The sequence below is a fragment of the Planococcus sp. BI3 genome (assembly GCF_056680115.1).
Genome location: NZ_CM155266.1, coordinates 317,852 through 344,722, shown reverse-complemented (window position 1 = coordinate 344,722; position 26,871 = coordinate 317,852). Strand labels below are relative to the sequence as shown.

The 26,871-nt window shown below is 45.5% G+C and carries 27 protein-coding genes and 1 riboswitch; of the genes, 2 read left to right on the top strand and 25 right to left on the bottom strand.

The window, feature by feature from the left end:
- From cmk to AC1MEO_RS01680, 9 genes are all read right to left on the bottom strand, one after another.
- Positions 1-675 carry a (d)CMP kinase gene (gene cmk, locus AC1MEO_RS01720; protein WP_480333902.1) on the bottom strand — a complete coding sequence of 225 codons (675 nt, stop codon included), beginning with the start codon at positions 673-675 and terminating at the stop codon, positions 1-3.
- A gap of 158 nt (positions 676-833) precedes the next feature.
- The gene (gene prsW, locus AC1MEO_RS01715) at positions 834-1,529 is read right to left on the bottom strand and encodes a glutamic-type intramembrane protease PrsW (protein ID WP_480333901.1); all 696 of its coding nucleotides are present in this window, start codon (positions 1,527-1,529) and stop codon (positions 834-836) included.
- 85 nt (positions 1,530-1,614) lie between these two features.
- A complete protein-coding gene (locus tag AC1MEO_RS01710) occupies positions 1,615-2,583 on the bottom strand; it encodes an asparaginase (RefSeq protein WP_480333900.1) in 969 nt (322 codons plus the stop codon).
- A gap of 69 nt (positions 2,584-2,652) precedes the next feature.
- Positions 2,653-3,621 (bottom strand): YpdA family putative bacillithiol disulfide reductase, encoded by a 969-nt coding sequence (locus tag AC1MEO_RS01705; RefSeq protein ID WP_480333899.1) that lies wholly within the window; start codon positions 3,619-3,621, stop codon positions 2,653-2,655.
- A gap of 66 nt (positions 3,622-3,687) precedes the next feature.
- On the bottom strand, positions 3,688-4,449 hold the full coding sequence (locus AC1MEO_RS01700; protein WP_480333898.1) for a metallophosphoesterase: 762 nt from the start codon (positions 4,447-4,449) through the stop codon (positions 3,688-3,690).
- 67 nt (positions 4,450-4,516) lie between these two features.
- Positions 4,517-5,146: a CBS domain-containing protein gene (locus AC1MEO_RS01695; RefSeq protein WP_480333897.1), complete on the bottom strand. Its 630-nt coding sequence runs from the start codon at positions 5,144-5,146 to the stop codon at positions 4,517-4,519.
- Positions 5,147-5,214: 68 nt separating this feature from the next.
- Entirely contained in the window at positions 5,215-5,865 is a 651-nt protein-coding gene (locus tag AC1MEO_RS01690) for a LysM peptidoglycan-binding domain-containing protein (protein WP_480333896.1), read from the bottom strand.
- Between the two features lie 214 nt (positions 5,866-6,079).
- A complete protein-coding gene (locus AC1MEO_RS01685; protein WP_480333895.1) occupies positions 6,080-7,507 on the bottom strand; it encodes a RecQ family ATP-dependent DNA helicase in 1,428 nt (475 codons plus the stop codon).
- Complete coding sequence (locus tag AC1MEO_RS01680) at positions 7,504-8,529, bottom strand: YpbB family protein (protein WP_480333894.1); 1,026 nt, start codon at positions 8,527-8,529, stop codon at positions 7,504-7,506. Before AC1MEO_RS01680 ends, AC1MEO_RS01685 begins: the two co-directional genes overlap by 4 nt.
- Before the next feature lie 106 nt (positions 8,530-8,635).
- Between AC1MEO_RS01680 and AC1MEO_RS01675 the strand changes: the two genes are divergently transcribed.
- Positions 8,636-8,887, top strand: coding sequence for a ferredoxin (locus AC1MEO_RS01675; RefSeq protein ID WP_142826477.1), 252 nt, complete (start codon positions 8,636-8,638; stop codon positions 8,885-8,887).
- 472 nt (positions 8,888-9,359) lie between these two features.
- Here AC1MEO_RS01675 and AC1MEO_RS01670 read toward each other — a convergent pair whose 3' ends face one another.
- From AC1MEO_RS01670 to AC1MEO_RS01620, 11 genes are all read right to left on the bottom strand, one after another.
- Entirely contained in the window at positions 9,360-9,941 is a 582-nt protein-coding gene (locus AC1MEO_RS01670; RefSeq protein ID WP_480333893.1) for an ECF transporter S component, read from the bottom strand.
- A 145-nt stretch (positions 9,942-10,086) separates the two neighbouring features.
- Positions 10,087-10,219: riboswitch (FMN riboswitch) on the bottom strand.
- Between the two features lie 75 nt (positions 10,220-10,294).
- Positions 10,295-11,476 (bottom strand): hypothetical protein, encoded by a 1,182-nt coding sequence (locus AC1MEO_RS01665; protein WP_480333892.1) that lies wholly within the window; start codon positions 11,474-11,476, stop codon positions 10,295-10,297.
- Positions 11,466-11,999 (bottom strand): RNA polymerase sigma factor SigX, encoded by a 534-nt coding sequence (sigX, locus tag AC1MEO_RS01660; RefSeq protein WP_480333891.1) that lies wholly within the window; start codon positions 11,997-11,999, stop codon positions 11,466-11,468. The genes AC1MEO_RS01665 and sigX overlap by 11 nt, the downstream gene beginning before the upstream one ends.
- A gap of 46 nt (positions 12,000-12,045) precedes the next feature.
- Positions 12,046-13,827, bottom strand: coding sequence for an ATP-binding protein (locus tag AC1MEO_RS01655; protein ID WP_480333890.1), 1,782 nt, complete (start codon positions 13,825-13,827; stop codon positions 12,046-12,048).
- Complete coding sequence (locus AC1MEO_RS01650) at positions 13,820-14,536, bottom strand: response regulator transcription factor (protein ID WP_480333889.1); 717 nt, start codon at positions 14,534-14,536, stop codon at positions 13,820-13,822. The genes AC1MEO_RS01655 and AC1MEO_RS01650 overlap by 8 nt, the downstream gene beginning before the upstream one ends.
- Positions 14,537-14,745: 209 nt before the next feature.
- Positions 14,746-15,930, bottom strand: coding sequence for a c-type cytochrome biogenesis protein CcsB (gene ccsB / locus AC1MEO_RS01645; RefSeq protein WP_480333888.1), 1,185 nt, complete (start codon positions 15,928-15,930; stop codon positions 14,746-14,748).
- A complete protein-coding gene (locus tag AC1MEO_RS01640; RefSeq protein ID WP_480333887.1) occupies positions 15,927-17,585 on the bottom strand; it encodes a cytochrome c biogenesis ResB family protein in 1,659 nt (552 codons plus the stop codon). The genes ccsB and AC1MEO_RS01640 overlap by 4 nt, the downstream gene beginning before the upstream one ends.
- Before the next feature lie 13 nt (positions 17,586-17,598).
- On the bottom strand, positions 17,599-18,159 hold the full coding sequence (resA, locus tag AC1MEO_RS01635) for a thiol-disulfide oxidoreductase ResA (RefSeq protein ID WP_480333886.1): 561 nt from the start codon (positions 18,157-18,159) through the stop codon (positions 17,599-17,601).
- 91 nt (positions 18,160-18,250) lie between these two features.
- Positions 18,251-18,982: a pseudouridine synthase gene (locus AC1MEO_RS01630; RefSeq protein ID WP_480333885.1), complete on the bottom strand. Its 732-nt coding sequence runs from the start codon at positions 18,980-18,982 to the stop codon at positions 18,251-18,253.
- Between the two features lie 255 nt (positions 18,983-19,237).
- Positions 19,238-19,828 carry an SMC-Scp complex subunit ScpB gene (gene scpB, locus AC1MEO_RS01625; protein WP_480333884.1) on the bottom strand — a complete coding sequence of 197 codons (591 nt, stop codon included), beginning with the start codon at positions 19,826-19,828 and terminating at the stop codon, positions 19,238-19,240.
- The gene (locus tag AC1MEO_RS01620) at positions 19,806-20,579 is read right to left on the bottom strand and encodes a segregation/condensation protein A (protein WP_480333883.1); all 774 of its coding nucleotides are present in this window, start codon (positions 20,577-20,579) and stop codon (positions 19,806-19,808) included. Before AC1MEO_RS01620 ends, scpB begins: the two co-directional genes overlap by 23 nt.
- 83 nt (positions 20,580-20,662) lie before the next feature.
- On the opposite strand from AC1MEO_RS01620, the gene AC1MEO_RS01615 reads away from it, so the two are divergent.
- On the top strand, positions 20,663-21,163 hold the full coding sequence (locus AC1MEO_RS01615) for a DUF309 domain-containing protein (protein ID WP_480333882.1): 501 nt from the start codon (positions 20,663-20,665) through the stop codon (positions 21,161-21,163).
- Position 21,164: 1 nt separating this feature from the next.
- On the opposite strand, the gene AC1MEO_RS01610 is transcribed toward AC1MEO_RS01615, so the two are convergent.
- From AC1MEO_RS01610 to xerD, 5 genes are all read right to left on the bottom strand, one after another.
- Entirely contained in the window at positions 21,165-21,524 is a 360-nt protein-coding gene (locus AC1MEO_RS01610) for a GNAT family N-acetyltransferase (protein ID WP_146556747.1), read from the bottom strand.
- A 180-nt stretch (positions 21,525-21,704) separates the two neighbouring features.
- Positions 21,705-23,027 carry a diaminopimelate decarboxylase gene (gene lysA, locus AC1MEO_RS01605; protein WP_480333881.1) on the bottom strand — a complete coding sequence of 441 codons (1,323 nt, stop codon included), beginning with the start codon at positions 23,025-23,027 and terminating at the stop codon, positions 21,705-21,707.
- Between the two features lie 69 nt (positions 23,028-23,096).
- The gene (locus tag AC1MEO_RS01600; RefSeq protein WP_480333880.1) at positions 23,097-24,401 is read right to left on the bottom strand and encodes a pyrimidine-nucleoside phosphorylase; all 1,305 of its coding nucleotides are present in this window, start codon (positions 24,399-24,401) and stop codon (positions 23,097-23,099) included.
- A 243-nt stretch (positions 24,402-24,644) separates the two neighbouring features.
- Positions 24,645-25,832: a phosphopentomutase gene (gene deoB / locus AC1MEO_RS01595; protein WP_480333879.1), complete on the bottom strand. Its 1,188-nt coding sequence runs from the start codon at positions 25,830-25,832 to the stop codon at positions 24,645-24,647.
- A 68-nt stretch (positions 25,833-25,900) separates the two neighbouring features.
- Positions 25,901-26,803 carry a site-specific tyrosine recombinase XerD gene (gene xerD / locus AC1MEO_RS01590; RefSeq protein WP_480333878.1) on the bottom strand — a complete coding sequence of 301 codons (903 nt, stop codon included), beginning with the start codon at positions 26,801-26,803 and terminating at the stop codon, positions 25,901-25,903.
- Positions 26,804-26,871 lie beyond the last annotated feature (68 nt).

The following is a 26,871-nucleotide window of genomic DNA, read 5'->3' as shown; positions in this document are numbered from 1 at the left end:
TTATACCAACCTCTCTTCAGCCAGTTTCAATATTTCCTGCGCCGCCTGATCAATTGTCAGGGCGGTTGTATCGAGATAAATGGCGTCTTCTGCCTGACGCAGCGGAGCCACTACGCGCTCGCTGTCCATTTTATCCCGCTTGGCAATTTCAGCCTGGAGTTCCTCGAGCGGTGTCAGGATCTCCCTTTTCTTATTTTCTTCAAATCTTCTTCTTGCGCGTTCTTCGACCGATGCCGACATGAACACTTTCAATGCAGCATCCGGCAAGACATGGGTCCCGATATCCCGGCCATCCATCACCACTCCACGCCCTTCAGCCAATTGTTGCTGAAGCTCAACCATACGAAGGCGGACCAGTTCATGCGCTGCCATTTCTGACACGGCTTTTGTGACATGCTGGGAACGGATCGCTTCTGTCACGTCTTTTTTATCAAGAAAAACCAGTTGGCCGCCTTCAGACGGCTGCAGGTCGATTTCTGTCTCCGATAATAATTTGCCGGCCTCTTCATTACTGGCCATATTGATCGCTTCATTTAGAGCTTTTAATGTAATTGCACGGTACATAGCGCCGGTATCGATGTAGACATAGCCCAGTTTTTCCGCCACAATTTTCGCTATTGTGCTTTTGCCTGCAGCAGCTGGCCCATCGATTGCTATTTGTATCGGTTTCGTCAAAATAGTCACCTCATCTTATGTATTCATCATATTTTAACATAAGAAAAGCAGAAGCGCCCAGGTGGCACTGAAGTCTGGGCATATTGTAAAGAAGCAGAAGTTATTTTCCCAACAAAAAAAGAAAAAGCCTTTTTGATTAAGGCTTTTTCTTTGGAAATTCATTTCAGTTTGCCTGATTGCGCAGAAGAATTGTGGTCATGATAGTGCGACAAGGAAAGTTGGTGGGCCTGCTTGACTTTCTGGAGCCCGAACCACCAAAGAAACAGCATAAACGGAATCGCACCATACATGATATTGTCATACACATACAGGCTGGTGTTATAGGCCAGGTGGAGAATCACTGAGCTTGCAAGCGCCCAGCCGATCCATCGCCAGCGTTTGCTGCTTCTGGTGAACTTTGCCTTGCCGAAATAATAGCCCATGACAACTCCGAACAATGCGTGGCTCGATACCGGCAGAAAAGCTCGGATAAAAGCAGTCTGCAGGCCGAACTCCAACAAGTATAAGATGTTTTCGACTGTGGCGAATCCAAGAGAAACGCTGGCACCGTAGAGAATTCCATCATAAGGATCTTCAAAGTCGACATGGCGGTAAACCGCAATCAATAAAATCAGCCACTTGAAAAATTCTTCAATAACGCTGGAGAACAGCACATTCTGGATAAAACTATTGGCGAAAACACCTTCAGCATTGAAGACGTATTGGACAAAAAGAATCGGGAACGTCAACACTACTCCATATAAGAAACTTTGAAACAGCAGTTTCGACGGTTCACTGGCAAATTGATCGCGCAAATACAAATAACTGAAAAGCGCTAGACTCGGGGCTATTGCTACAGTTAGTAAAATGATCATACGCGTACCCCTTTGTTTGGATTACCATTAGTGTAACATGTTTAGCTGCGTGTTTTTCACCTTTGCTGGACAGTTCCACAATTGGCTATCGGTCAAAAACATCCGCCTGCAAGTCCTTTTGGCAGGACAGTAGAACCGCAAGTTTAATGCGCGCTTTTTTGCTGTCGTAATCACTGCCAAGAATAACGCCGCGTGTCAATAAATCATGTGCGCTTCCCGGATAGCTGTAAGCAGGATAGGCATTTCCTTCTTCAGCACCGGTCGTCAGAACCACCGGAATACCCTGTTTCACTGCCTGATCGATCGCGTCCACCATATGAGGGGACACCTGCCCTCTGCCAGCTGCTTCGAGAATAATCCCTTTAGAAGGACCAGAAACCAGCATATCAATCAAATAACCATCCTGTCCCGAATGGCATTTGATGATATCCACTCGAGGCAAAGGCCCATTGACCGCATGAACTTCATGCATCACCGGCTTTTGATAGATCCGCACCTTGTCATTGTCAATAATGCCAAGATAGCCATGGCCGAACGAATCAAAGCCTTGCAGATTGCTGGAATGGACCTTTTTGACGTATTTAGCACTATAGATCCGTTCGTTGAATACCACAACCGCTCCTATCCCTCTTAAACCAGGGTCTACTGCCACATAAATCGAGTTGCGGAGATTGGAATAGACATCGGTTCCCACTTCCTCAGGGGATCGCTGTGAGCCTGTAATGACCACTGTACGGTCATCATCAATTGTCAGATCCAAAAAATAGGCTGTTTCTTCGAGAGTATCTGTACCATGGGTCACGACAATCCCTTCAACTTCAGGATCCTGCAGCTCCTTAAGGACCGCTTCTCTCACTGTCAGCATCTGGTCGAAACCGATGTGCATGCTCGGCAGTTGGAATACGTCGATTACTTTCACTTCAATTTCTTCTGGCAACTGGCATAGTTCGGCCAATTCTTTTCCTGAAATCGCACCGGATTCTAAAAGTCCGTTGGAAATTTCCCTGCTCGCAATGGTCCCGCCTGTCGTAATCAACGATACTTTCTTCTTCATATTTCCAACTTCCTTTCCTGTTCCAATTATTCAGCCTTAATTTTCAAGACCATAAAAAAGAAAGCACAATCAATCTGTGCTTTCTTTTTTTGCAATAGCTTCCGCAATTTGCTGTCCATGAAAGCGTCCATTTTCAATAAAGATTTCATTGGCATTATTTCCTGCCGCAATGACCCCGGCAATATAAAGATTGTCGACCTCGGTTTCCATCGATTCTTCATTGAAGGTCGGCCGGCCGGAAACTGGATCGATGGACATGCCCATCGATTGCAGGAATTGATGGTCGGGGTGATAGCCGATCATCGCAAAAACGAATTGATTGGGAATCGTCTCTTTTTGATCATTGACTGTCAACTCGACGCTGCTGTCCGTGATCTTGTCGATCATCGAATCGAACAGCATCGTGATTTCCCCTCCTCTCACCAGGCCGTCAAACTCCGGCAGAATCCATGGCTTGATGCTTTTGGAGTAGCTCGTGCCATGATAGGACACGGTTACGCGGCTGCCTGCCTTATGCAATTCAAGAGCCGCATCGACAGCAGAGTTCTTTCCGCCGATGATCAAGACATCCTGATCGAAATAAGGATGCCCCTCCTTGAAATAATGCATCACTTTCGGCAAGTCTGCGCCCTCTACTTCAAGTTTGTTGGGCTGGTCGTAGTAACCGGTCGCAGCAATTACATATTTGGCCTGGTATTCGCCTTTTGATGTGGTCACCGTAAACAGGCCGTTCTTTTCCACACGCTCCACCGTTTCAAAAGGGCGTATGTCGACACCGTTCCGTTTGACGACTTCGCGGTAATAGACCAATGCCTGATTGCGCTTGGGTTTACGTCCTTCAATGATGAAAGGCACATCGCCAATCGATAGTTTTTCACTGGTGCTGAAAAAGGTTTGGTGCGTCGGGTAATTAAAAATCGCATTGACGACATTCCCTTTTTCGATTACCACCGGGGAAAGACCCAGTTTCTTCAACTCGATAGCCGCTGACAAGCCGCAGGGGCCGCCTCCAATAATTAATGCATCTACATATTCCATTCCAAAACATCTCCTGTACTTGATCCTTATCTAGCATAATGGATTTAGCCGGCTCGTGACAAATTTTTATTCGGGCACTTTAACTTTAGGGCGAATGTCCAGTAAATGATATTGCGCTTGCGCATCCAGCCGCAGATGCAAAGTGGTCGTTCCAAAACCATTGCTGATCAGTTCAACACGGCCATCCTTTACTTTCATCGAACCCTTTCTGAATAAACCGAAAGGGCCGACACGGATTTGGCCGCCATGCGTATGGCCGGCGAGCAGCAGGTCTGCTGAATATTCGCCTCTTATCTTCTGGAAATCAAATGGGGTATGTGAAACAAACAGCACCGTATCCTGGTCATTGACGTCTTCGAAAGCATGTTTCAACCCATTTGGCTTGAAACCGAAATGGTCAAATCCAACCAACTTCAGCCGCTCATTGCCGAACAAGGTCACCGATTGATCATCCAGCACATTTACCCCATACTGCCTGAAAATTTTCCGGAGCGAAGTTTCGTCGACTTCCCGGTCGTTATTTCCCCAAACAAAATATACTGGAGCATGAGCCGTTAAAGTTTTTATATTTTCTGCAACGCGTCCCAGCGGCACACCCCTTTCCACCAAATCGCCTCCGATAATAATAATATCCACGGGGAAATCAATTGTTTTGGATTGGATGACTCTTCGGTGGACATCCGCAATAAACAGGAGTTTAAAGGGCTCAAACGGCTTGGCAGCAGGCAATTCAATGGTTGCGTGCACGAGTTTTTCCGAAAAGGCATTGCGTGCCATAAAAAGAAGAAACGCCAACGCTGCCAAAACTAGTTGAATTAAATATTTCATGTCGGGCTTCCTTCCAAAAAGAAGAAAAAACATAAGCGAGGCTTATGCTTTTCGTCTTATTCTGCTATTAATCTTCTGCGATGTCCAATACACGGAATCCGGATTTCTCCAGCTCCTTCACAAAACGGGTGATATTGTCCTTCTTTTTGATCTTCAGTACAATGCGGCGAACCATTTTATTGGTTTCATCAAAAGTGACAAGGGAAATTACGGATTCCTTGTATTTTTCAATGATTTCTCCGAGCCGACCGATGCGGCCTTCCGATTCTACCGAAGTAAAAGTAATGCGATAGCCCGGTTGGTTCATCCCAAAAGCACTCTGCAATTGGTTGACGATGTCAAAACGGGTGACGATCCCTAAAAATTGCCGGTCTTCGACAACTGCAATAATTGGAAAATCGTTCAATTCAACCAACGCTTTTTCATATACATCATTAATATTCAGATACACATCTTCATTGACTATTACATCGCTGACTTTAGTTGAACTGTTGAACTCTTCTTTCGTTTTTCCAGAATAGAAAAATGCACGGTATGCATAGTACCAGCTGAAGATCCCTTTGTATTCCGTTCCTTCTACTACCGGTAAAGCATCAATTGAATACTTCTCCAACAGGTCAAAACCTATCTGTACTGAATCATTTAATTTCACTGTATGGCATTTTTCACGTTTGACCATTGCACTTTTAACAAACATCTGCTCGCCCCACTCTCTAATATCTAACGCATATTTCCTGTCCGGCCACTTTTTTTGGAACTGATTGATCAGGGTAAAATCAAGGTCTGCCCAGGACTGATGCTGTTTGAACTCAACCCGTTAGCCTGTTTGATTTTTTCCACCGCAGCGGCTGCACCGGCTGCTCCGTAATTATTGACGGCAATGCGGTAAAGCGTTTCACTTGACTGCACAACATAGGTTTTGCCGTTGGCACTAGGAACTTCCTCTTTTTTATCAGCTTCTGCTTTGGCTTTGGCTTCCGCTTCTTTTTTAGCTTTGGCTTCTGCCTCTTTTTTGGCCTGGGCTTCCGCCACTGCTTTAGCTTCTGCTTCCGCTTGAGCTTTGGCTTCAGCGTTTGCTTGGGCTTCCGCTTCTGCAGCCTTGGCTTTCGCGGCAGCTTCCTCTTCCGCCTTCACTTCAGCAGCCTCTGCTTTTTTTGCAGCCTCTGCTTCAGCTTTTTCAGCTGCTTTTGCTTCAGCTGCTTCTTTTTCTGCCGCAGCCTTGTCTTTTTCTGCTGCTTCTTTTTCTTCTTTTTCTGCCGCAGCAACGGAAGTAGTGGATGGTTGGGAATTCATCTCGAAGCTTACTTCATTTTCTGCGGGTTTAGCTGTCAATGAATCGTCGGGTTCAAATAAGAAAGCTACATAAATCAGCAAAGAAACCGGAATCAATATAAATATAAAAAATAATGCAGGCATCAAGAGGCTTTTGCTTTTTGGGGCCTTAGGCTTTTGTGCCTGCCTCTGAGCAGCTCTGGATAACGCTGAATTTTTGTCCACCGATATTTCCTGTCGATTCTTCTCGATCGACTCATGATAACTGTTATTCCCCATAAATGACTACCCCTATCTGTACTAATATATCTATTATGACGAAAAAAGGCTCATTTGTAAATGTTAGTTAATGAGATTCTTATATAGGTAATATTACACGTAAACGGTCCTGCCATTCAAGGGATAATTGTTTTTCTTTCGGATATGAAAAAGCTTCAAAAACCTTGTAATCTATTCCATCGTTAACACAACAATTGACCGGTTTGTCTGTAAGCTGCTGATCAAAACATTCGATAATATAGCTCCGCAGACAGTCTTCACGCGAGATCAATTCACGGATTTTTGCCGCCTGCTGCCTTTTGCCGCTTCTCAGCTCTTCCATTTGCCTGATGATGCCTTCCAAAGGCAATTTGGTGATCCAATAAGATAGCACGCGAAAGGCAGTCTCCCGGACAATGCCTTGGTCGATCAGATGCGTTGCAGCACCGCCATCGCGGTAAACCGCTTCGATTTCGTACTGGGTGGGCAAGTCATCCATGATGAGGCTTTCGAGCAAGGCCTCGTCCCCTTGCGCATAGAGCAGCGTAGCCAAAGCCGGTTGGCCGTCTCTTCCCGCCCTTCCCACTTCCTGAACATACCCTTCTACCGAGGTCGGCAATTGAAAATGGATGACGTGGCGGATATTCGGGATATGGACACCCATCCCAAAAGCATTTGTGGAACAGATCCATTGCAGCTCCCCGTTTTGAAATTGCTGCTGGACAAAAACACGGTCCTGGTGCTCCATTCCCCCGTGATAAAAAGCTGAGGAAATGCCATGCTCTGTCAAAAGCATAGACAGTTCCTGGGACTTTTTTCTGGTACCTGCATAAATAATTCCGGGACCGTTGAATTTTTGAATAAAGCCCTTCAGAAATTCGAGCTTTTCCCGGTTATCTTCGAATTTTTTTATATCATAGACAATATTTTTTCTGTCCATCGGATGGCTGTAAACATAAGGTTGTTCCAATTCAAGGTATTTTTTTATTTCTTCAGTGACTTTGTCTGTCGCAGTCGCAGTCAAGGCCAAAACCTGCGGAAAATTGAGGACGGGAAGAATTTCTGAAATCCGCAAATAATCCGGCCGGAAATCAAATCCCCATTGGGAGATGCAATGAGCTTCATCGGCCACCAGCAGCGAAATCCGGAGCTGCTGCAACCTTTTTTTAACAAAAGGCTGAACAAGCATTTCCGGCGATATGAAAATAAATTTATAAGAGCCGAGGCTGCTCCAAATCCGCTCTTTATCTTCCGGTTTTAAAAACGAGTTGATGGCGACCACTGATTTCTCGCCCATTTTTTTCAATTGAGCGACTTGATCCTGCATCAGCGACAACAAAGGAGATACAATCAGAATACTGTCCGGCAATACTTTCGCCGGCAACTGGTAACAGATTGATTTTCCCATTCCGGTCGGCAGCAACGCAATAACGTCTTCACCAGCCAATATCCGTTCAATGATTTCCCGCTGTCCCGGACGAAATGAAGTAAAACCGTAGGCAGAATATAATAATTCATCCAGATTCATCCTTGTTCCTCCCTAATCGCCAGAGCCAAGCGGATTTGAAAATAACTGGCTTCCGGCAAATGCTCTTTGATTTCACGCAATCTCTTTGTTTTCCGGCGACGGCTTTCAGCAATGATCGCTTCATATAATCCCGCATCTACAAACTGCGTGTAATTAAAATAAGGATCATTCATCGCCAGCTCCACGAAATGATCTTCGATGGTGCTGGTTTTCAATTGGCGAAGAGAAGCGATCTGCTCTAAAGAAAATCCCCTCTCGAACAGTTTTTCTGTACGCTGGGCGGTTTCTGTCAATGAGGATTGCTGAATGATGCCTTCCATGAGACCCATCAAGAGCGGGGGTTTGGCCTGCTCAATTACCGCCATCCAGCCGTGCAGAGCTTCAACAGCCATCAATTGAACATCCATGACGGTGAGGTTTTTGGAAGCTGCAATTTGCTGCCATGTCAACCCACTCAATCCAAAACCTGTTAGACGCTCCATTAGTATCATTTTATGGGTTTCAGAAATATCGGTATCGGTTAATGAAGCTACAAGCTCTTCGGTAAACCTTTGGGCTACTGCCAGATTGCGAAACTGTATCCGGTTTAAATAGCTTTTTACCCAGCTCTGTATTTCTTCGTTGCTGACAATCGGATCAAAAGTTTTTTCCTGCTGGCTAATATGAGATAAAGTTTGTACAATTAGTGACAATCGGCTAAAAAAAAGATTCTCATTGCCGCGGTATTTCCAGCCATTCAACGGAGAGGCTGCAATGTCCAAATCCAAGGCTTTTTCGGATAAATCGACTACTTGGTCATTAGCCAACAGATAAGCTTGTGAAAACAAGTGCTGAACCGCATGGTCATAGGCTTTCTTATCAAGTTTCGGCAACACGCCAAAATAAGGATACAGGCCGAAATAGCCGATATCCTGTATCGTTTGTCCGGACTTCTTCCCTTTTATCAAATGATAGGGAGAAGAGACGGTACGTTGCCGATTGACGGCCTTCATAATAGCTAAAATGAGTTCGGTAAATAACAAGCTTGCGCCCCCTAGCGGTTTTGGGTTGAAAAACTCCTCAAACACCTTTAGAATAAATACGATAGCATAACTGAACTTGTTCGGAGATAAAGGAGAGGAAAACAATATGGCTAAGTATACCATTGTCGACAAGGATACTTGTATCGCTTGTGGTGCTTGTGGTGCCGCTGCACCTGATATTTATGATTACGATGACGAAGGAATCGCTTTTGTTATTTTAGATAATAACATGGGGACAGAACAAGTTCCAGACGAACTCGAGGAAGATATGGAAGATGCATTTGAAGGATGTCCAACAGATTCCATCAAAGTTGCAGATTCATCTTTTGAAGGCGACCCTTTAAAATACGAAGACTGATCCAAATAGAAAAGGCGTTCGGCAGTTTATCACTGCTGAACGCCTTCTTTTTTGTTTTGATGTAAAGCGCTTGTCACAGCTTAACGGCTGCTTACGCTTTTCTTTGTCCAGACTTCAGCGCCCAGCTCTTTGGGTCATAAGTCAACCCAGCGCCGTGGCAAAGAGCGCCATTACCGGTAAGGCTTCCAGCGCTTGTCGGGGCTTAACGGCTGCTTACGCTTTTCTTTGTCCAGACTCCAGCGCCCAGCTCTTTGGGTCATAAGCCACTCTGGCTGTGCGGCTGAAAACATGCCGCTTCGCCAGAGCGTCTTATGCCCGGCAGAGCTACACGGGCGCTTACGCTTTTCTTTGTCCAGACTCCAGCGCCCAGCTCTTTGGGTCATAAGCCAACCCAGCGCCGTGGCAAAGAGCGCCACTCTGCTGGTCCGCCTTATGCCCGGCAGAGCTACACGGGCGCTTACGCTTTTCTTTTTTATGATAAATAATAGGAACGCTGCTTTTCGATCCACGTGTGCATGCTGCTGAACATCAGCAGGACGATTGCAGTCAAGAGCAGGCCTTTGATTAAGTTGAACGGTAGGATTCCCAGAACGATGGTGCCGAACAGGATACTGCCTGTTTCAGCTGGCATGTTAAGGAAATACGTGTACATCGGCAAGAAAACGAAGTAATTTAAAATGCTCATGCCGATTGCCATAGATAATGTCCCGACTGCTAAGCCGAAAGCCATACCCTTTTTAGTTGCTGCTTTGTGATAGATAAAATAAACCGGCAAAATGAATAACATGCTTGTCACGAAATTTGCCATGTGGCCAACCGGAACCCCTGTTGGACTTCCTGCAAACAGCCAATCCAATACATTTTTAAAGAATGCCACTAAAATCCCTGCTACCGGGCCCATTGTAACGGCTGCGATTAATGCCGGAACATCACTGAAGTCCACTTTCAAAAAAGCAGGTAAAGCGGGTAGCGGAAAGTTGAATAGCATCAAAATAAACGAAATACTACTCAACATCCCAATAACGATCATCGTTTGCAACTTCTTGTTCTTCATATTCCTCTCTCCTTGTCGTGATTCACCAGAAGAAAGGCTTGGACCCCGCTTTTACATATAAAAACCCTTAAGCAACAAGCACTTAAGGGAGAAAAGGCACACTTAATAAGCGTTCCGTCTACATGTAAACGACAAACGTCCGCACCTTCACCTTCTCCCATCCAGACTATACTGTCGGCTTTGGAGTCTCACCAAATCCTGCGTTTTACGGCTCGCGGGCTTATGAACAGAGTTCAATTACCGCCGGTAGGGAATTGCACCCTGCCCCGAAGATGAATCGATATTTTGTTATGCCCTAATCTTAGTATAAAGAAAGAGCATTGTAAACAAATTTGTTTACAACGCTCTTTTCCTTATTGTACCGGCCATACCAGAAGATTAGGTTCCACCGGAATTGGCAACGGCTGGCTGAAGTCGAAACCATTCCAGGTTTCTGTTTGCAGCCCTTCCACTTCTACTCTTTTGCCGAATGCGTCAGCTGTCAACGCAAAGCTTTCAATCATTCGAACTGCCTCCAGAGTGTCCAGTGAGTTCAAATCGAAGGAATTCTGAAATTCAACTTGGACAAGGCCATCCGTCTCCGACACTTTAATATCTGCATTTTGCGGAACTGTGGCTCTGTAAAAATCGTTCGGGCTTTCTGCAAGTGCTCCAATTGCGTCGCTCACTGAAGCAAACGGCATATCATATCCGGGCACAAGGTAAACTTCACCACTTGAAGATTCAAAGGAATAGTAAGCAATGTTTTCCTGCACCGGAACAATTGGCTCCACAGGACCGATTTCGGAAAACTCTGCAGCTGAACCATCTTCATTGGCTACTTCAATTTCAGGGACATCAGAAAATGTCTCAGACAGAGTATTAAAATAAACTCCGATACTGGCAGAAGCCAGATCATATTGATGATCTTGCGGCAGCAGGTGGCGAATACCCGTCGCCGTTGGTTCCAAGGATCCAATATACGGATGGTATTCATCAAAACCAAGCAGCGTTTCATCAATTTTCCCAGCATATTCTTGATAGAGATCAAGCGAGGTCGGAGTGTCACCTCCAAATGCAGCTGCCACCTGTTCATTGGGAATCAAGAAAGACACAGGTACCACAAAAGCATTTTCGGTCAGCCCAATGGTCATCAATGTCTGATCACCAATAGTTTCTTCATAAACCGCTGTCCGCAGCGGAATATCCACTTGAGCTGTGGAGTATTGACCAGGCTCTCCGGTTCCGGATTCTCCACCTTCAGCTTCTTCTTGGGCATTTTCTTCAACTGTAGTCGCTGTTGAATCGCTCGAATTTTCCGGATTTTGAGCGGTATCCATCCCATTTTGGCTAAGGATGGCAGCTACCAGTATGCCGATCGTTATGAACGCCAATGCAGCCACCAGCAAAGGCAGCCATCTTTTCGGACGTTTTTGAACCTTTTCTTTTTGGGCCAGACGATTATAAACTTCTTCTTTTGGCCGGTTATCTTTTATAGCGGGGAAATCCTTTAACAAATCTTCGATGGTTTCATCGGTCCATTTGCTATTCGGCATCTTCATCTCCCCCTTCCTTAGCTATTAATTTTTCACGCAAGGATTTGATTGCGCGATGCTGAGTGGTCTTTACTTTGCCTTCAGTCCAACCCAGAACATCTGCTGTCTCCGCTATCGACAAGTCTTGGAAGAACCGCATAATGATGACCATCTTCTGGTCTCCCGTACAGGTGTCCAATGTTTTATACAAAAGAATTTTATCCTCATTCAATAATGATACTTCTTCAGGAATCCGGTCAGACGAAACCAATTGCTGCGTTTCCCAATCAAAAAACTCCATCGAATGCTTTTGGCGCACTGCCGCTTTTCGGAAATGATCGATCGCCACGTTTTTGGCAATCGAAAAAAGCCATGTTTTCTCGGAACTTTTCCCCTCAAAACGGTCATAAGCACGAAAAACACGAATATATACTTCATGCATCAAATCTTCCGACAGGTGCCTGTTTTTCACCAGGTATATCAAGAACTGAAAGACATCCTGGTGATACTCTTCGTAAAGCCGATGGAAAACGGAGTCATTCAATATACTCCCCCCGTTCTTAGGATTAGTCGTCTTTGTCTTTAGAAAGTTACATATTCTTCAAAGGCAGTAAAAAGACAAATGAAGTTCCTTGTCCTACAATACTCTCTGCATAGATCTTGCCTTCATGCGCTTGAATGATATTACTGGCAATCGCCAGCCCAAGACCCGTTCCGCCTTTGCCAAGCGTTCTGGCCTTATCCGCTTTATAGAAGCGTTCAAAAACAAATTCCAGATCTTTTTCTGAAATGCCTACTCCATTATCATTTATCGATATTTTTGCATACTCTTGTTGTTGTTCGACACGAACGACCACTTGCCCTCCTCCATGTGTATGGCGAATTGCATTATCGATCAAATTGGTCATAACTTGCTCAATTCGATCCTGATCAATTTCGCTGGCGGCCCAATCATCGATGCTGGTTTCAAATGACAGCTGGACATCATTTTCTTTGGCAATCTGCAAAAATTTAAGTGTCATCCGTTCGATGGCACCATTTAATTGCACAATTTCTTTATAAAGCCGCATATGCCCCGATTCCATTCGCGCCAGGTTCAACAGATCAGTGACCAGGCGACCCATCCGCTGTGATTCTTCGTAGATGATTTTGGTCATTTCACGGCGCTCTTCTTCTGTTGCACCGACATCATCGAGAATCGCTTCACTATAGCCTTGGAGCATAGCAATCGGCGTCCGAAGTTCGTGAGAGATATTGGCGATAAAATCTTCTCTCAGCTTCTCCAGGCGGTGTTGTTCCGTCATGTTGTGCACAACAGCGACAGCTCCCCGAATGGATTCACCACTGTATAAAGGACTGAAATTGATGGCATAGTACGCACCTTCAATCTCCAACTCTTCCTCAATCTCCTCTTCAAAGACCAGTACGTGATCAAGCATATGAAGCATTTCCGGCGGCATCGGCTGCGCTTCCGTAGAACCGTTCTTAAAGACCCATTGCTGCAGCAGCTTCTCTGCCGGTGGATTACTTAAGAGAATGGTTTTATCCTGGTTAAAGGTGATGACCGCATCTGCCATCGATGTCAAAATGCTGGATAGCTGTTCTTTTTCCTGATTGATCACTTCGACATGATGCTTTAATTGGCGGCCCATCTGATTGAATGCCGTAGCCAATTGGCCAATCTCGTCACTGGAAGTTGCACTGACTTTGGAATCGAAATTGCCTTTTGCCAATTCAAATGCGCCTTCCCGTATTTTCCGGAGCGGCGACGTGATTCGTGAGGACAAAAAGAAGGCAAAAAATGTGGTCAGTAAAAGAGCGATGAACGCTGACAGGAAAACAATATTGGTTGTCCGCTCTGCGGTCCGGTCCATCACTTCCAATGATTGATAGATAAAGACGACGCCATGCTGTTCTTCGCCTGTCTGAAGCGGACTTGCCAAAACAATGTAAGACTCCAGGCGGTTCTGTTCGGTCAATGAAGGCAGCAGCATCTCCTTCATTACGGTTTCGCTTGTTTCGAAGACCTTTTGAAAAGAAGCTTCATTTAATATCTTTTCACGCGTTTGGTCACCATTGATGCCATCATGAATATAATAACTGCTGTCATAAGGCTCTTCAGCGATAACCGCGTTGGTTTCCGGACCTATAACATCTTCAATAATCCCCAGCGAACTGGCCACTTCCTCGTGGTCATTAAAAATATTCGCAATCATATTCGCTTCACTGTTCAATGCTTCTTCCACTGTTTCACTATGGTAGTTTCCAAGAAACTCCAGAAGCAGAACCGTCACGATAAAAAGGACAAAAGAAACGAGAAGCAGGATCGTAATCCACAGCTTCCCGACGACACTATTCCATATTCTATTCATTTCCGACCTCAAATTTATAACCTACGCCCCATACAGTGACAATCATCTTCGCTGCAGATTCCGACACGCGGTTTAATTTTTCACGTAAACGTTTGACATGCGTATCGACTGTCCGCAAATCACCGAAAAAGTCATAATGCCAAACTTCTTTCAGCAAATGCTCCCGATCAAACACCTTATCCGGTGCTTTCGCCAGAAAGTATAATAATTCGTATTCTTTCGGAGTTAAATTCACTTCTACACCGTCAGCTGTGACACGGTGGGCATCATGGTCAATCGTCAGATGCGGAAAGACTACTAGGTCCTTAGAGACGGTTGAATTGGAGATTGGAGAATAAGCCGACGAACGGCGTAAAATCGCTTTAACACGCAGCACCACTTCTCTTGGGCTGAACGGTTTAACAATATAATCATCCGCTCCAGATTCAAAGCCTTCTACACGGTTGGCTTCTTCCCCTTTGGCGGTAAGCATGATAATTGGAGTCATTTTCGTTTCGCGAAGTTCTGTAGCCATCTCGACGCCATCTTTTTCAGGCATCATCAGATCCAGCAGGATGCAATGATAATCTTTTTCCATCGCCATCTCCAATGCCTGGACGCCATTTTCCGCTTCTTCCACTAAATAACCTTCACGCTCCAGATACATTTTCAGCAATCGCCGAATCCGCTCCTCGTCATCCACTACCAATATCGTAATCTCTTCGGACATACTAACCCCTCCAACTTTCTTCTGTTATGTTTCATTGTACCGATAATATTGTCAAAAATAAAGAAAAGCGCAAGCACTCAATGTAAAAGCCCAGTTAAAAACGAAACTTTCTGTCGCCTTGCGAGCTGATTCGCCGACGGACTGGAGTACGGACAATAATAAAAGCCTTTTCCGTTGCCGGAAAAGGCCCATTTAAATGAAATTTCTCTTTATGCGTAAGAATGCAATCCGGCGATTATTAAGTTAACAGCAACCAGATTGAACATGATAATGATAAAGCCTAGAACTGCTAGCCATGCGGATTTCTCACCTTGCCAGCCTTTGCCCAAACGCAAATGCAGGTAAGCGGCATAGAATAACCAAGTGATCAATGCCCATACTTCTTTCGGGTCCCAGCCCCAGAAACGGGACCAGGCGATTTGTGCCCAAATCATAGCGAAAATCAATGCACCCAATGTGAAGATCGGAAACCCGATAATAATCGCACGATAACCGATTTCATCCATCAATTGCAGATTGACATTTTTGACGAATGGTTTCAGTAATGCTGCGATGCGCTTTCTGAAAATCAAGCGGATCAACCAGTAAATGATTGTCCCCACAAGAATAGACCAGGTAACTGTAGATAGTTTTCCTGCATGGACAAGTGCAGGCGTTTCGATAAGTGGCGTCATCGCGTCATCCGTTAAAGCCACATACTCATTCATGCCAAAAATAGGCGGCATGGCATAAGTGATCGCAGCTTCTTTATCTTCTTTATCTACATAGGTGAATTCTGCTTCATAGTTCGTCAGAGAGAAGAACGAGCTCACTGCAACAAAGCCAACCACTAATACCAATGAATACATGATGGCTTCCAACCAAAAACGCTGCTTGGATTTTTTTGTAAGGTCTACAACTTTCAGCAGGTAAATCAAACCTGCCGCAGCGCTGATGGCGAGAATTCCTTCAGCAATAACTACTGTGCTGACATGAATCGCCAACCAGTTGGTTTGAAGCGCCGGAATAAGTGGGCTGACTTCGCTTGGGAACATGCTCGCAAATGCGATGATCAATAAAGCGACAGGCAATACGATCATGCCAAGAACCGCCGTTTTGTACAGGAAATATAAAATAATGAATCCTCCGACTAAAGTCATGCCGAAAGCAGTCGTGAATTCGAACATATTGCTGAGTGGTGCATGTCCGGTCGCGCCCCATCTTGTAAAGAAATAACCAAGATTGGCGGCAAAACCGATCAGGGTGATGGTGATGGCAACTCTGCCCCACCGTTTTTCTGAGTTGTATGTGCCTTCTTTATTGCCTTTGACTGCTCCACCGAATACAAATGTCGCAATCAGGTAAGCAATAAAGGCCACATAGAGTAGATTTGAACTTAAATCGGCTAAATTCATGACAATGCTTCACCTTCCTTTTCCGCTTTCTCTGCTTTATCGATTTCATCCTGCTGATCTGTGTAAGCGGGCAATGATGCATATTCAACAACTTGATCAAGATCTTTCTTCAAGCCGAACCAGTTTTTATTGGTATGTCCAGCAAGTAAGATCGTGCCATCCGCTTTCTGCTGAATCCAGAACCGGCGATGGTTAAAGTACATCCCTTGCGCTACACCGATCATGAAGATTAAACCGCCAAGGCCGAGAATCGGCAACGTGCTGTCTTTCCGAACTGTAAGGCCTGAAACATCACGTGTTTCTACACTCTGGAAAGCTAGTTTAAAGTCATTTTCACCTAAAGGCTCTACCGTATTTTGAATGGTAATAAAACTTGTTTCCCCTTCAGGTGTTTCAGGAGTCGTCAGTTTCACCAGGAATCCAGGATTATTCGGCAACGGTGTAGCGGTTTGCGGTTCTCCGTCTTCAAATCCTGAAAAATCCGGATAATAGCCGAGCAATTCCACAGTTGAACCATTTTCAAGTTCATAGCTGTCTTTCGGATCGATCAAATCAATGGTCAGTTCACCAAGCGATTCTTCCGTTTCTTTATTGGTCAAAGCGAACTTCATCGCTTTTAATTCATCCAATTTATAATCCATTTGGTAGACGGCATAGCCATCAAATTTCAAGGGCTGATTGACGCGGATCGGAAATTCTTTTACAACCTCCTGGCTGTCCTCATCACCCGGCAATGCATCTTCCGGTTTCTGATACAGCACGACGTCTGTCTGGTAATTTTTCGCTACCGTACCGACACGATCCAGAGCTTCGCCGAACACTTCTTCTTCGCCTTCACCTGAGTAATTTTCCAGCTCGAAGTTCTTGCTTTCCAGATAATAGCCCGGCACTTCAGGAATGGCTCTGGTTTCGCCTTCACGCAGCCAAAGGCTTTCATCTATATAGAACCCTGGAATCATGCGCAGCATGACGCCGAACAAGAAGATGATCAGACCGATGTGATTAACATAAGGACCCCATCTGGAAAAACGTCCTTTTTCAGCCAAAAGCCCATTTTTATCCGTACGGACCTTGTATTTCAATTCTTTCAATTTCGTCTCAGCTTTTTGAAGCGTATCTTCTGCTCCGGCACCTTCCCCATAGATCCGCTGTTTATCCATAAAGCTTGGATGGCGCAGCACCCGTTGATTTTTCAACGATTTATAAAGAGGGACAAAGCGGTCTAAGCTGGCAATCACCAACGAAATCGCCAACATCCCAACCAATGCGATAAACCAAAAAGAGCTGTATAAGTCATGGAAACCAAGGGCATGATAGACACGGCCAATGCTGCCATAAGTGTCTGCATAATAATCCTTGATCGTGGCTTCTGTAGTCGCTGGAACAAAAGCCTGCTGTGGCAGGATCGTACCGATAGCTGCTGCCACCAGCAAGACAACAATAATACTGACGCCCACTTTCACGCTTGAAAAGAAGTTCCAGATTTTGTCGATGATGGATTTGTTATACGTTTGGGAACGTCTGGCTGTTCCTTCATAGCGCATATCCACCAATTTGCTGTTTTGCTCTTTTTCAGTCAAAGACCGCCCGCACGATTCACAGAGCTTCGTACCGGGCGGATTCGTATGACCACATTGACATTGTAAATTTTCCATCCAAAAAATCTCCTTATTCAGGTTTGATTTCTTCCATAAACCCTTCAATATCCTGCTCCGTCATTTCGCCTGTAATGATGCGTTGAATGTTTCCTTCCGGATTCACAAGCACCGTGGTCGGCAATGGCCTGATGCTGTAAGCTGTCATCACGCTTTTTGTTTTGTCGATCACTACTGGAAAAGACAAGCCATATTGATCAGCGAACGATTGAACTTCAAAATCTGATTGAGCGATGTTTATTGCGAGCACTTGAACACCTTCGTTTGAAAAGGCTTCGTACTGCCGGTCCATGGCTGGCATTTCTTTCGCGCACGGTTTACACCATGTTCCCCAGAAATTCAAAAAGACTCCTTGGCCTTCATAATCCGATAATTTATGGTCATTGCCTTCAAGGTCCACCAGTGTAAAATCAGGCGCCTTGTCACCAACTTCAAGCAGGCTGACCTCTTCCGCTGTCGCGCTGTTGTAGATCGTGTAACCGACTGCGGCTACCAAAAGCGCCAAAATAACAGTTCTCATTACCACCCTTTTTTTCTTTTTACTATTCTTTTGTGGAACTGCTCGTTCATCCATACCTGATCCTCCTTCGAGGGATATTATGCAAGCTTAATTATAACAAAGTTTAAACAGTCACAAGGCTGGAGTTTTGAAGTGTTTGTGAACGTTAGACGCGCTTGCCCGTTTCAGCCAGGACGCGTAATAATTTGACTTCATGCGCAGTCAGCTCCCGTGATTCGCCTGCATTCAAGCCATGCAATGTCAGAAAAGCAAATTGTTCACGGCTCAATTTCTGGACCGGATAACCAATTGCTTCGAACATTCTTCGGACTTGGCGGTTTCTTCCTTCATGGATGGTGATCTGGACAATGGCTTTGCCTGTTTTTTTATCTCCAGATAGAAGTTTCACTCTTGCAGGAGCTGTCATTCCATCTTCAAGTTTAATGCCGCGTTCCAATTTTTTTAAATCGTCTCTTTCCGGAATGCCTTTTAAGCGGGCTATATAGGTTTTGTCAATTTCAAATTTCGGGTGCGTCAGCATATTCGCGAATTCCCCGTCATTTGTCATGATCAACAGACCAGATGTATCGTAATCCAGACGCCCTACCGGATAGATCCGTTTTTCAATGTCTGTAAAAAAGTCTGTAACTACTTTCCGGTTTTTATCATCAGAAACAGCCGAAATAACACCGCGTGGCTTATACAATAAATAATAGACTTTCTGCTCTTTTTCCAGCTGAACGCCTTCCACTTCGATCTTGTCCGTGCTTGAAACTTTTACTCCCAATTCTTTGACCGTTTTTCCATTGACTCTTACTTTGCCGTCCAAAATCAATTGTTCCGATTTACGTCGTGATGCCACGCCTGCATGTGCAAGTACTTTCTGTAATCTTTCCATAAATAAGTTCACCTCATTAGTATTTTTTTCGAAAAGCGTACGCGCTCGTCCAACCGGAGGCTGGACACTGCAGCAGGACAGACCCAGAAGTGCAAATGCACATTTTGGAGCGTTCCTGCCAAGCACTGCAAATGTATTACAATAACTCGATATGCCGTTCGTTCCTCTCGGAATTATGTCACATTTCTCCTTAAAGCGGAAGCGCTAAGCTCAAAAGAAAAGAAGACTGTCAATGCGCAGCCTTCCAGAAAAAACCTACACTTCCACCTTTTCTTTAAAGGTTTGTTGAAAGTTGGTCATAAAAAGATCAGCATCTTCATCCAGATCTTCCATCGCCTCTTCAGGTAATGGGGGCAGCTCATCCAGATTTTTCAGCCCGAAATAATTCAGGAATTCTTTGGTTGTGCCGTACAGAATGGCACGGCCCGTCCCTTCAACACGCCCCGCTTCCTGGACCAGCCCTTTTGCGGCCAGGGTGTGCAGCGCTTTCTCGCTTTTTACTCCGCGCAGGTCCTCAACTTCCACCCGTGTAATCGGCTGCTTGTAGGCAATGATTGCCAAAACCTCCAGGGAAGCTTGAGACAAAGCTTGGACGGTGGGGTTTTCCACCAGTTTTTGAATGGTTCCAGCCACTTCCTGCTTGGTCACCAACTGAAAAACACCTGCCAGTTCCTTGAGGCAGATGCCGCTGGCAGATTCAGAATAGCGTGTTTCCAACTCTTCTATGCTTGCCTGCAGTTCTTCATTGCTTGCTTCCGTCAAAAATTGGAGCTGTTTCAGCGTCAGGCCATCGTCTCCAGCGACGAACAGCAGCGCTTCTACTTTACTCGAAAGATTGGTCTTCATATTCCCACTTGTCCTTTCTGAGTTCCACCATCAAATCAGTGAAGTTGGATTCCTGCTCAACTGCAACGACCTGCCGTTTCATCAATTCCAAAATGGACAAAAAGGATACTACCAGCACGGTCTTGTCGTCAGATGGAAACAGCTTGCTGAAAGATGTACGTCCTTTTGACAACTTCAATTGGTCGACGATTTGAGTCATTTGATGCTTGATGGAAATTTCCTGTCTTGCAATACGCGCAGATAATGGCGCTTTTAATTGCTTGCGGCGAAGCATTTTCTGAAATGCCCCAAGCATATCAAAGGCATTCACCCCAAGATCGACCTGATCGTAGGGAATCGCTGCCTGTATTTCCGATAAATCCATAGGGGCTTTCGTGTAAATGAAGGAGCGTTTGCTTTCCAGTTCTTTTAACTGCTCGGAAGCATCTTTAAATTTCCGGTATTCGACAAGCCGCGATATCAATTCTTCACGTGGATCGGTTTCATCAAAATCATACTCAACTTCATCCAGTTCTCCTTCATGCACCGGCAGCAGCGTTTTGCTTTTAATCGCCAGCAACGTGGCGGCCATAACAAGGTACTCACTTGCTTCATTTAATTCCAGTACTTGCATCGCACGTATGTGTTCCATATACTGTGAAGTGATCTGTGAAACAGGAATATCGTAAATATCAATTTCCAAACGGTGGATTAAATGCAATAATAAATCTAGAGGACCTTCAAACGCCTCTACTTTTACTTCGTAAGACATAATTTTACCACCTGACTGTTAAAATACTCATTCTTCCCGATTAATGGGCAATTAACTTTTATTATAGTAGAAAGGGGATCAAAATGCATCCACTTCAACATCCACTGTTTATTCAATTCATTATTAATTTTAATCAAGAAAAAGATTTTTTTGAATGCCATGAAGTTGGAGAAGAATACTGGAAATCAGTTGCTCCAAAAGACAAAATGCATCCCCTTACCGGCTGGATCCAATTGGCAGTCGGCATGTACCATTGGCGAAGAAGCAATTATCCGGGAGCTTTGCGCTCGTTTATCCGTGCAAAAGTCAAGTTGGCTGCAGGCGGAATTTGGGTGGAAGGAATAGACCATGAAAAGCTGATTGGCATTTTGACGGACTCTATTGAAGCTGTTACAGAGCGCAAGCCTTTTTTCGTGCAGGAAATCCCGATCATTTCCGAGGAGCTGAAGCAGGCAGTGGAATCCTATTGCTCTGAACATCCTCTGATCCAACAGGACCCTTACTACTTGATGCATAAGCACAGGCTTCGTGATCGTTCTTCCATCATCAGCTTGCGTGAACAAAAAAAAAGGCGGAACCTTTAAATTAAAGGCCGCCTTTTTTTACTGGGCATTTTTTTAGGAACGCTTCGGTTTCTTCCGTTGCAAGCATTTTTCGATCCTGCATGATATCTTGGATCTTATCCACCATTTCATGGCCAATTCCGTCTCCGCGATGCGAAGGATTCACCGATAAATGATGAATTGTATAGGATTCTTCGCCGACTTCCACACCTAATAACCCGACAAAATCATCCCCTTTTTTCCAAAGGAATAACTGCCAATCCGGATTTTCTTCATAGATATGCATGGTTTGCTGCAGTTTTTTCAATTCTCGCTCTTTCGGCATGAACGACAACAGCCCCATAGCGATTTTCTCGAATGATTTTTTATATCTGAACAACATAATTAAATCCCTCATTTTCGTCTAAAAGCGGCTTTTACCATACTACTATAGTTCTCCGGATAACTCAAGAGAGCATTCTTTAGCCGCTAATGACATTTTCTGCAAAAAAGACCCAATAGACGATTCCCCAAGCGATGGCCATCGCGAGGATAAAAAGAAGCAAGACCAGGTTCCCTTTTTTCATTTCTGGACAGCCTTTTGCGAATAACCTAGATCTTGTTTGATCAGATCATCATTTGTCTCCCGTTTTACAACCAGCTGGTGTACACCGTTTTCCACGAAAACAACAGCGGGGCGTGCGATGCGATTGTAATTGCTTGCCATTGAATAGCCATAGGCGCCTGTACAGAAAACGCTCAAAATGTCTCCCGGTTCGACGGCAGGAAGCTCGGCTTGTTCGATGAGCTTGTCTCCTGATTCACAGCATTTCCCCGCAATCGTATATTGTTCTGTCAGGGCCGCATTTGCTTTATTGGCCACCAAAGAGCTGTATTTTGCTCCGTACAAAGCTGGACGGATATTATCCGACATGCCACCGTCAACCGCCGCATACTTGCGTGTTCCCGGCACTTCCTTGGTCGATCCGATGGTATAAAGCGTTGTTCCGGCATCTCCGATCAATGAACGGCCCGGTTCAATCCAAATTTCCGGAATCGGATAACCTGAAGCTTCAGAAGTCTGTTTGACTGTCTCGATCATCCCACTAACATAGACAGCGGGTTCCAGCGGCTCATCTTCGTCTGTATACCGGATGCCAAAGCCTCCGCCAAGATTTAGTACCGGACATGTATAGCCGAACGCCTCTTTCCATCCAGCCATTTTCTGCAGCAGTTTCTCAGCAGCCAGTTGGAATGCGCCTGTATCAAAGATTTGAGAACCGATATGGCAATGGAGGCCCATCAGTTTCAAGTATTCATGGTTATAGGTTTCCTTAAAGGCATTGTCCGCCTGGCCGTTTTTCAAATCAAAACCGAATTTCGAGTCTTCCTGCCCGGTCGTGATGTAATCATGTGTATGAGCTTCAATGCCAGGAGTCACACGCAACAGAATATTCATTGGTCGTTTTGTTTGCTCAGAAAGTTTCTTCAATAAGTCGATTTCGTGAAAATTATCGACCACGATGCAGCCGATTCCCACTTCAAACGCCATCTGCAACTCTTCCAGACTTTTGTTGTTGCCGTGAAAATGGATCTTTTCGACCGGGAACCCAGCTTTAACCGCCGTATACAATTCACCAGCAGAAACCACGTCCAACGACAGTTTCTCTTCCGCTGCTACCTGGTAGATCGCGATGGTCGAAAATGCTTTGCTGGCATAAGCGACTTGATAGCCGATGCCTGCTTCTTCGAAAGTTTGCTGGAACGCTCTGGCGCGATCCCGGAATAATTGGATATCGTAGACATAAAGCGGTGTGCCATAAGTTTTCGCCAATTCCACCGAATCGGTGCCGCCAATCGTCAAATGGCCCTGTTCATTGATTGATTGTGTGCCGTATAAATGCAATAAAAGCCCCTCCTGATGATGTATGTATGTGAAAAATCTTGCTGAGCAACTACCCAGCAAGATTTTTTGTCAATCGGTTATCAATGCTGAAATCAGTTTGATCTTTTCAACCGGTTCACTTGTATATTCGATACTATTATATATCATTTTAGAACATTCTGCGACTTCTTCTGTGTTGGAATAGATCGTTGCGACCGACTCGCCCACTTTTACGAAGTCTCCCACTTTCTTGTGAAGAACGATGCCTACAGCCAAATCGATTTTGGATTCTTTCGTTGCTCTGCCTGCGCCCAGCACCATTGCGGCCGTGCCAATTTCATCAGCTTCCATAAATGAAACATAGCCTTCTTCTTTGGAAGGGACTTCTGTAACGAATTCAGCTTGTGGCAATAATGTGACATCATCCACAACTGCCGGATTTCCACCCTGATCTGCGATAAACTGCTTGAAGATTTCCAAAGCCTGTCCATTTTCAATCACTTTCTCCAGCATAGTCCGCGCTTCTTCCAGTGTTTCCGCTTTGCCTCCAACAACGACCATCTGGCTGCCGAGCACCATGCACAATTCCGTCAGATCTTCCGGACCTTTGCCTTGCAGGGTTTCGATCGCTTCTTTGACTTCCAGCGCATTGCCAATGGCAAAGCCGAGTGGCTGGCTCATGTCAGAAATGATGGCCATTGTTTTTCTGCCTGTCGCGTTGCCGATGCCGACCATTGCATGTGCCAGTTCTTTGGCATCTTCCGGCGTTTTCATGAACGCGCCTTCGCCTGTCTTCACGTCAAGGACGATTGCATCGGCTCCGGCTGCGATTTTTTTGCTCATGATGGAACTTGCAATCAATGGAATGCTGTTGACTGTTCCTGTTACATCACGCAATGCATACAATTTTTTATCAGCAGGAGTCAAATTGCCGCTCTGCCCGATAACCGCCAATTTATGGTCATTAACCTGTTTGATGAAATCTTCTGTTGAAAGTTCCACATGGAAACCTTCAATGGCTTCCAGCTTATCAATCGTCCCACCGGTATGGCCAAGGCCGCGCCCGCTCATTTTCGCAACTGGAACGCCGCATGCAGCCACTAACGGTCCAAGTACGAGAGTTGTGGTATCGCCGACTCCGCCTGTAGAATGCTTGTCGACTTTAATGCCTTCAATCGCCGACAAGTCGATCTGATCGCCTGATTCAGCCATCGCCAACGTCAGGTCTGCGCGTTCACGCTCTGTCATATTTTGAAAATAAACAGCCATCAGGAAAGCACTCATCTGGTAATCCTCAATATCGCCATTTGTATAGCCGGTGATGACGAACTTGATTTCTTCGGTCGACAGCTCATGGCCGTCTCTTTTCTTTTCAATCAAATCTACCATTCTCATGAATTCTACCGCCTTCTTAGTTTAGTTTTCGAACAGTTAGACCAAAAGCTTATTGGATTAATTGTCGTTGATATTCCGCAAATCAGCTCCTAAAAACCCAGTGCTCCTGCATCGCCAAGCTAGCTTCGTCCGCGGAAAGCGTCCGCCTGGAACACTTTCTTCGTTTCTTCACTCGCTATGAGTTAAAAAGTGAATTCTTTAGTTCAACTTATATATCTATAGCAAATAATTCAATTTATAATATTATCCGTTTAAACGGGACAAAAAGCTCTTGCCGAATTTTGGCATCGCCACTGAGAAGTTCTCGGCGATGGTAGCGCCGATATCAGAAAACGTCTTTCCGGTGTCCAGCTGCTCGCCGCCATTGAAGCGCGGAGAATAAGCTAAAAGCGGGACGTATTCACGCGTATGGTCAGTGCCTGGGAACGTAGGGTCGTTGCCGTGGTCGGCTGTAAGGATCAACAGATCGTCTTCCTGCATTTTTTCCAGCACTTCAGGCAACCGGACATCAAATGCCTCGAGTGCATCTCCGTACCCTTGCGGATCTCTGCGGTGTCCGTAAAGCGCATCAAAGTCCACCAGGTTCAGGAAGCTGATTCCGTGAAATTCTTCTCCCACGACTTGCACCAGTTTGTCCATGCCATCCATATTGTCTGTTGTGCGCAAAGATTTCGTGACGCCTGCGCCGTTGTAGATATCATCGATTTTGCCGATAGCGACAACATCTTTGCCGCCGTCCTTCAGCTCGTTCATGACAGTCCGACCGAATGGAGCCAAGGCATAGTCATGGCGGTTCGAAGTCCGTTTGAATGCTCCAGGCTGTCCAAGGAATGGGCGCGCAATGACGCGGCCAACCAAGTACTCCGGCTCCAGTGTCAATTCGCGGGCGATTTCACAAATGCGGTAAAGCTCGTCCAGCGGAATGATTTCTTCGTGGGCCGCAATCTGCAAAACCGGGTCAGCCGATGTGTAGACGATAATTGCGCCCGTTTCCATATGCTGCTGGCCAAGTTCGTCCAGAATTTCAGTGCCGCTCGCCGGTTTGTTGCCGAGCACTTTGCGGCCTGTCTTTTCTTCCAGCTGTCGGATCAACTCTTCCGGAAATCCGTCTGGATAGACTTTGAAAGGTGTGTCGATGTTCAAGCCCATGATTTCCCAATGGCCTGTCATGGTGTCTTTTCCGACAGAAGCTTCCTGCAATTTGCCGTAAAAGGCTGCGGGCGCATCCGAAGCTGCAAGCCCTTTCACCGGTACGATGTTGGCAAGCCCGAGCTTCTCCATATTCGGCATGTTCAATCCGCCCACCGCTTCTGCGATGTGGCCAAGCGTATCTGATCCTTTATCACCAAAAGCTTCAGCGTCCGGCGCTTCGCCGATTCCCACTGAATCCAATACTACTAAATGAACGCGTTTAAATGGTTTGATTGTCATAAGTCTTCCTCCTTATTTTCATCTTTATTTTACCACATTCACTAACCTCGTCGGAAGTCAGACCTTCTTTAAGCGCGAGGATGAAATTGTGAATAGACATCCTTCAAGCGTTTTTTGCTGACATGTGTATAAATTTGTGTGGTGGAGATGTCCGCATGGCCCAACATTTCCTGCACCGCCCGGATATCTGCTCCATTTTCAAGCAAGTGCGTCGCAAAAGAATGGCGCAGCGTATGCGGCGTCAATTCCTTCTGGATGCCCGCTTTTTGGGCATGCTGCTTGAGCAGCTTCCAGAAACCTTGGCGAGTCAGCCGTTTGCCGCGCTGATTGATGAACATGGCATCTGTTTTTTCGCCGCTCTTCAGCAAATCCAGCCGGCCCTGCTCCAGGTAAGTCTGGCAGGATCTCAGTGCCGATTGCCCTAAAGGAATGATGCGTTCTTTGCCGCCTTTTCCGGTACAGCGAACAAAGCCCATCGTTAAATGGATATCTTCCACATCCAGATTGATGCATTCGCTGACACGCATTCCGCTGGCATACAATAATTCCAGCATCGCCTGATCCCGTAAACCGTTTGCTTTATTGGTGGCAGGCGCCTGTATTAAAGCGTCCACTTCTTCAATGGACAGGACATTTGGAAGCTTTTTGTCCATTTGAGGCATTTCCAAATGAACAGTCGGATCGGTTTCGACAATCCGTTCACGAATCAAGAATTGATGAAATGAGCGGATGGATGAAATATGCCGTGCCACTGTCCGAGGAGTTTTCGTCGATTCCTTCAAATGGCGCAAATGATTCAATATATGTACACGTTCGATTTTACCGAGGGACTCCAGCTGTTCCACTTCTTTTAAATACTGCAGATAGGCTTTCAGATCCCGTTGGTATGACGACAGTGTATTATCCGCAAGCTGTCTTTCAACACGCAGAAAATGCACATAATCGTCTAGTGCATCTTTGCCAAAGTTCATGCGTCTGCCTCCCTTGTGTTTTACGATTAAGATTTCCTTCTCTTTAATGCAGCCTGTTCTATTTTGCC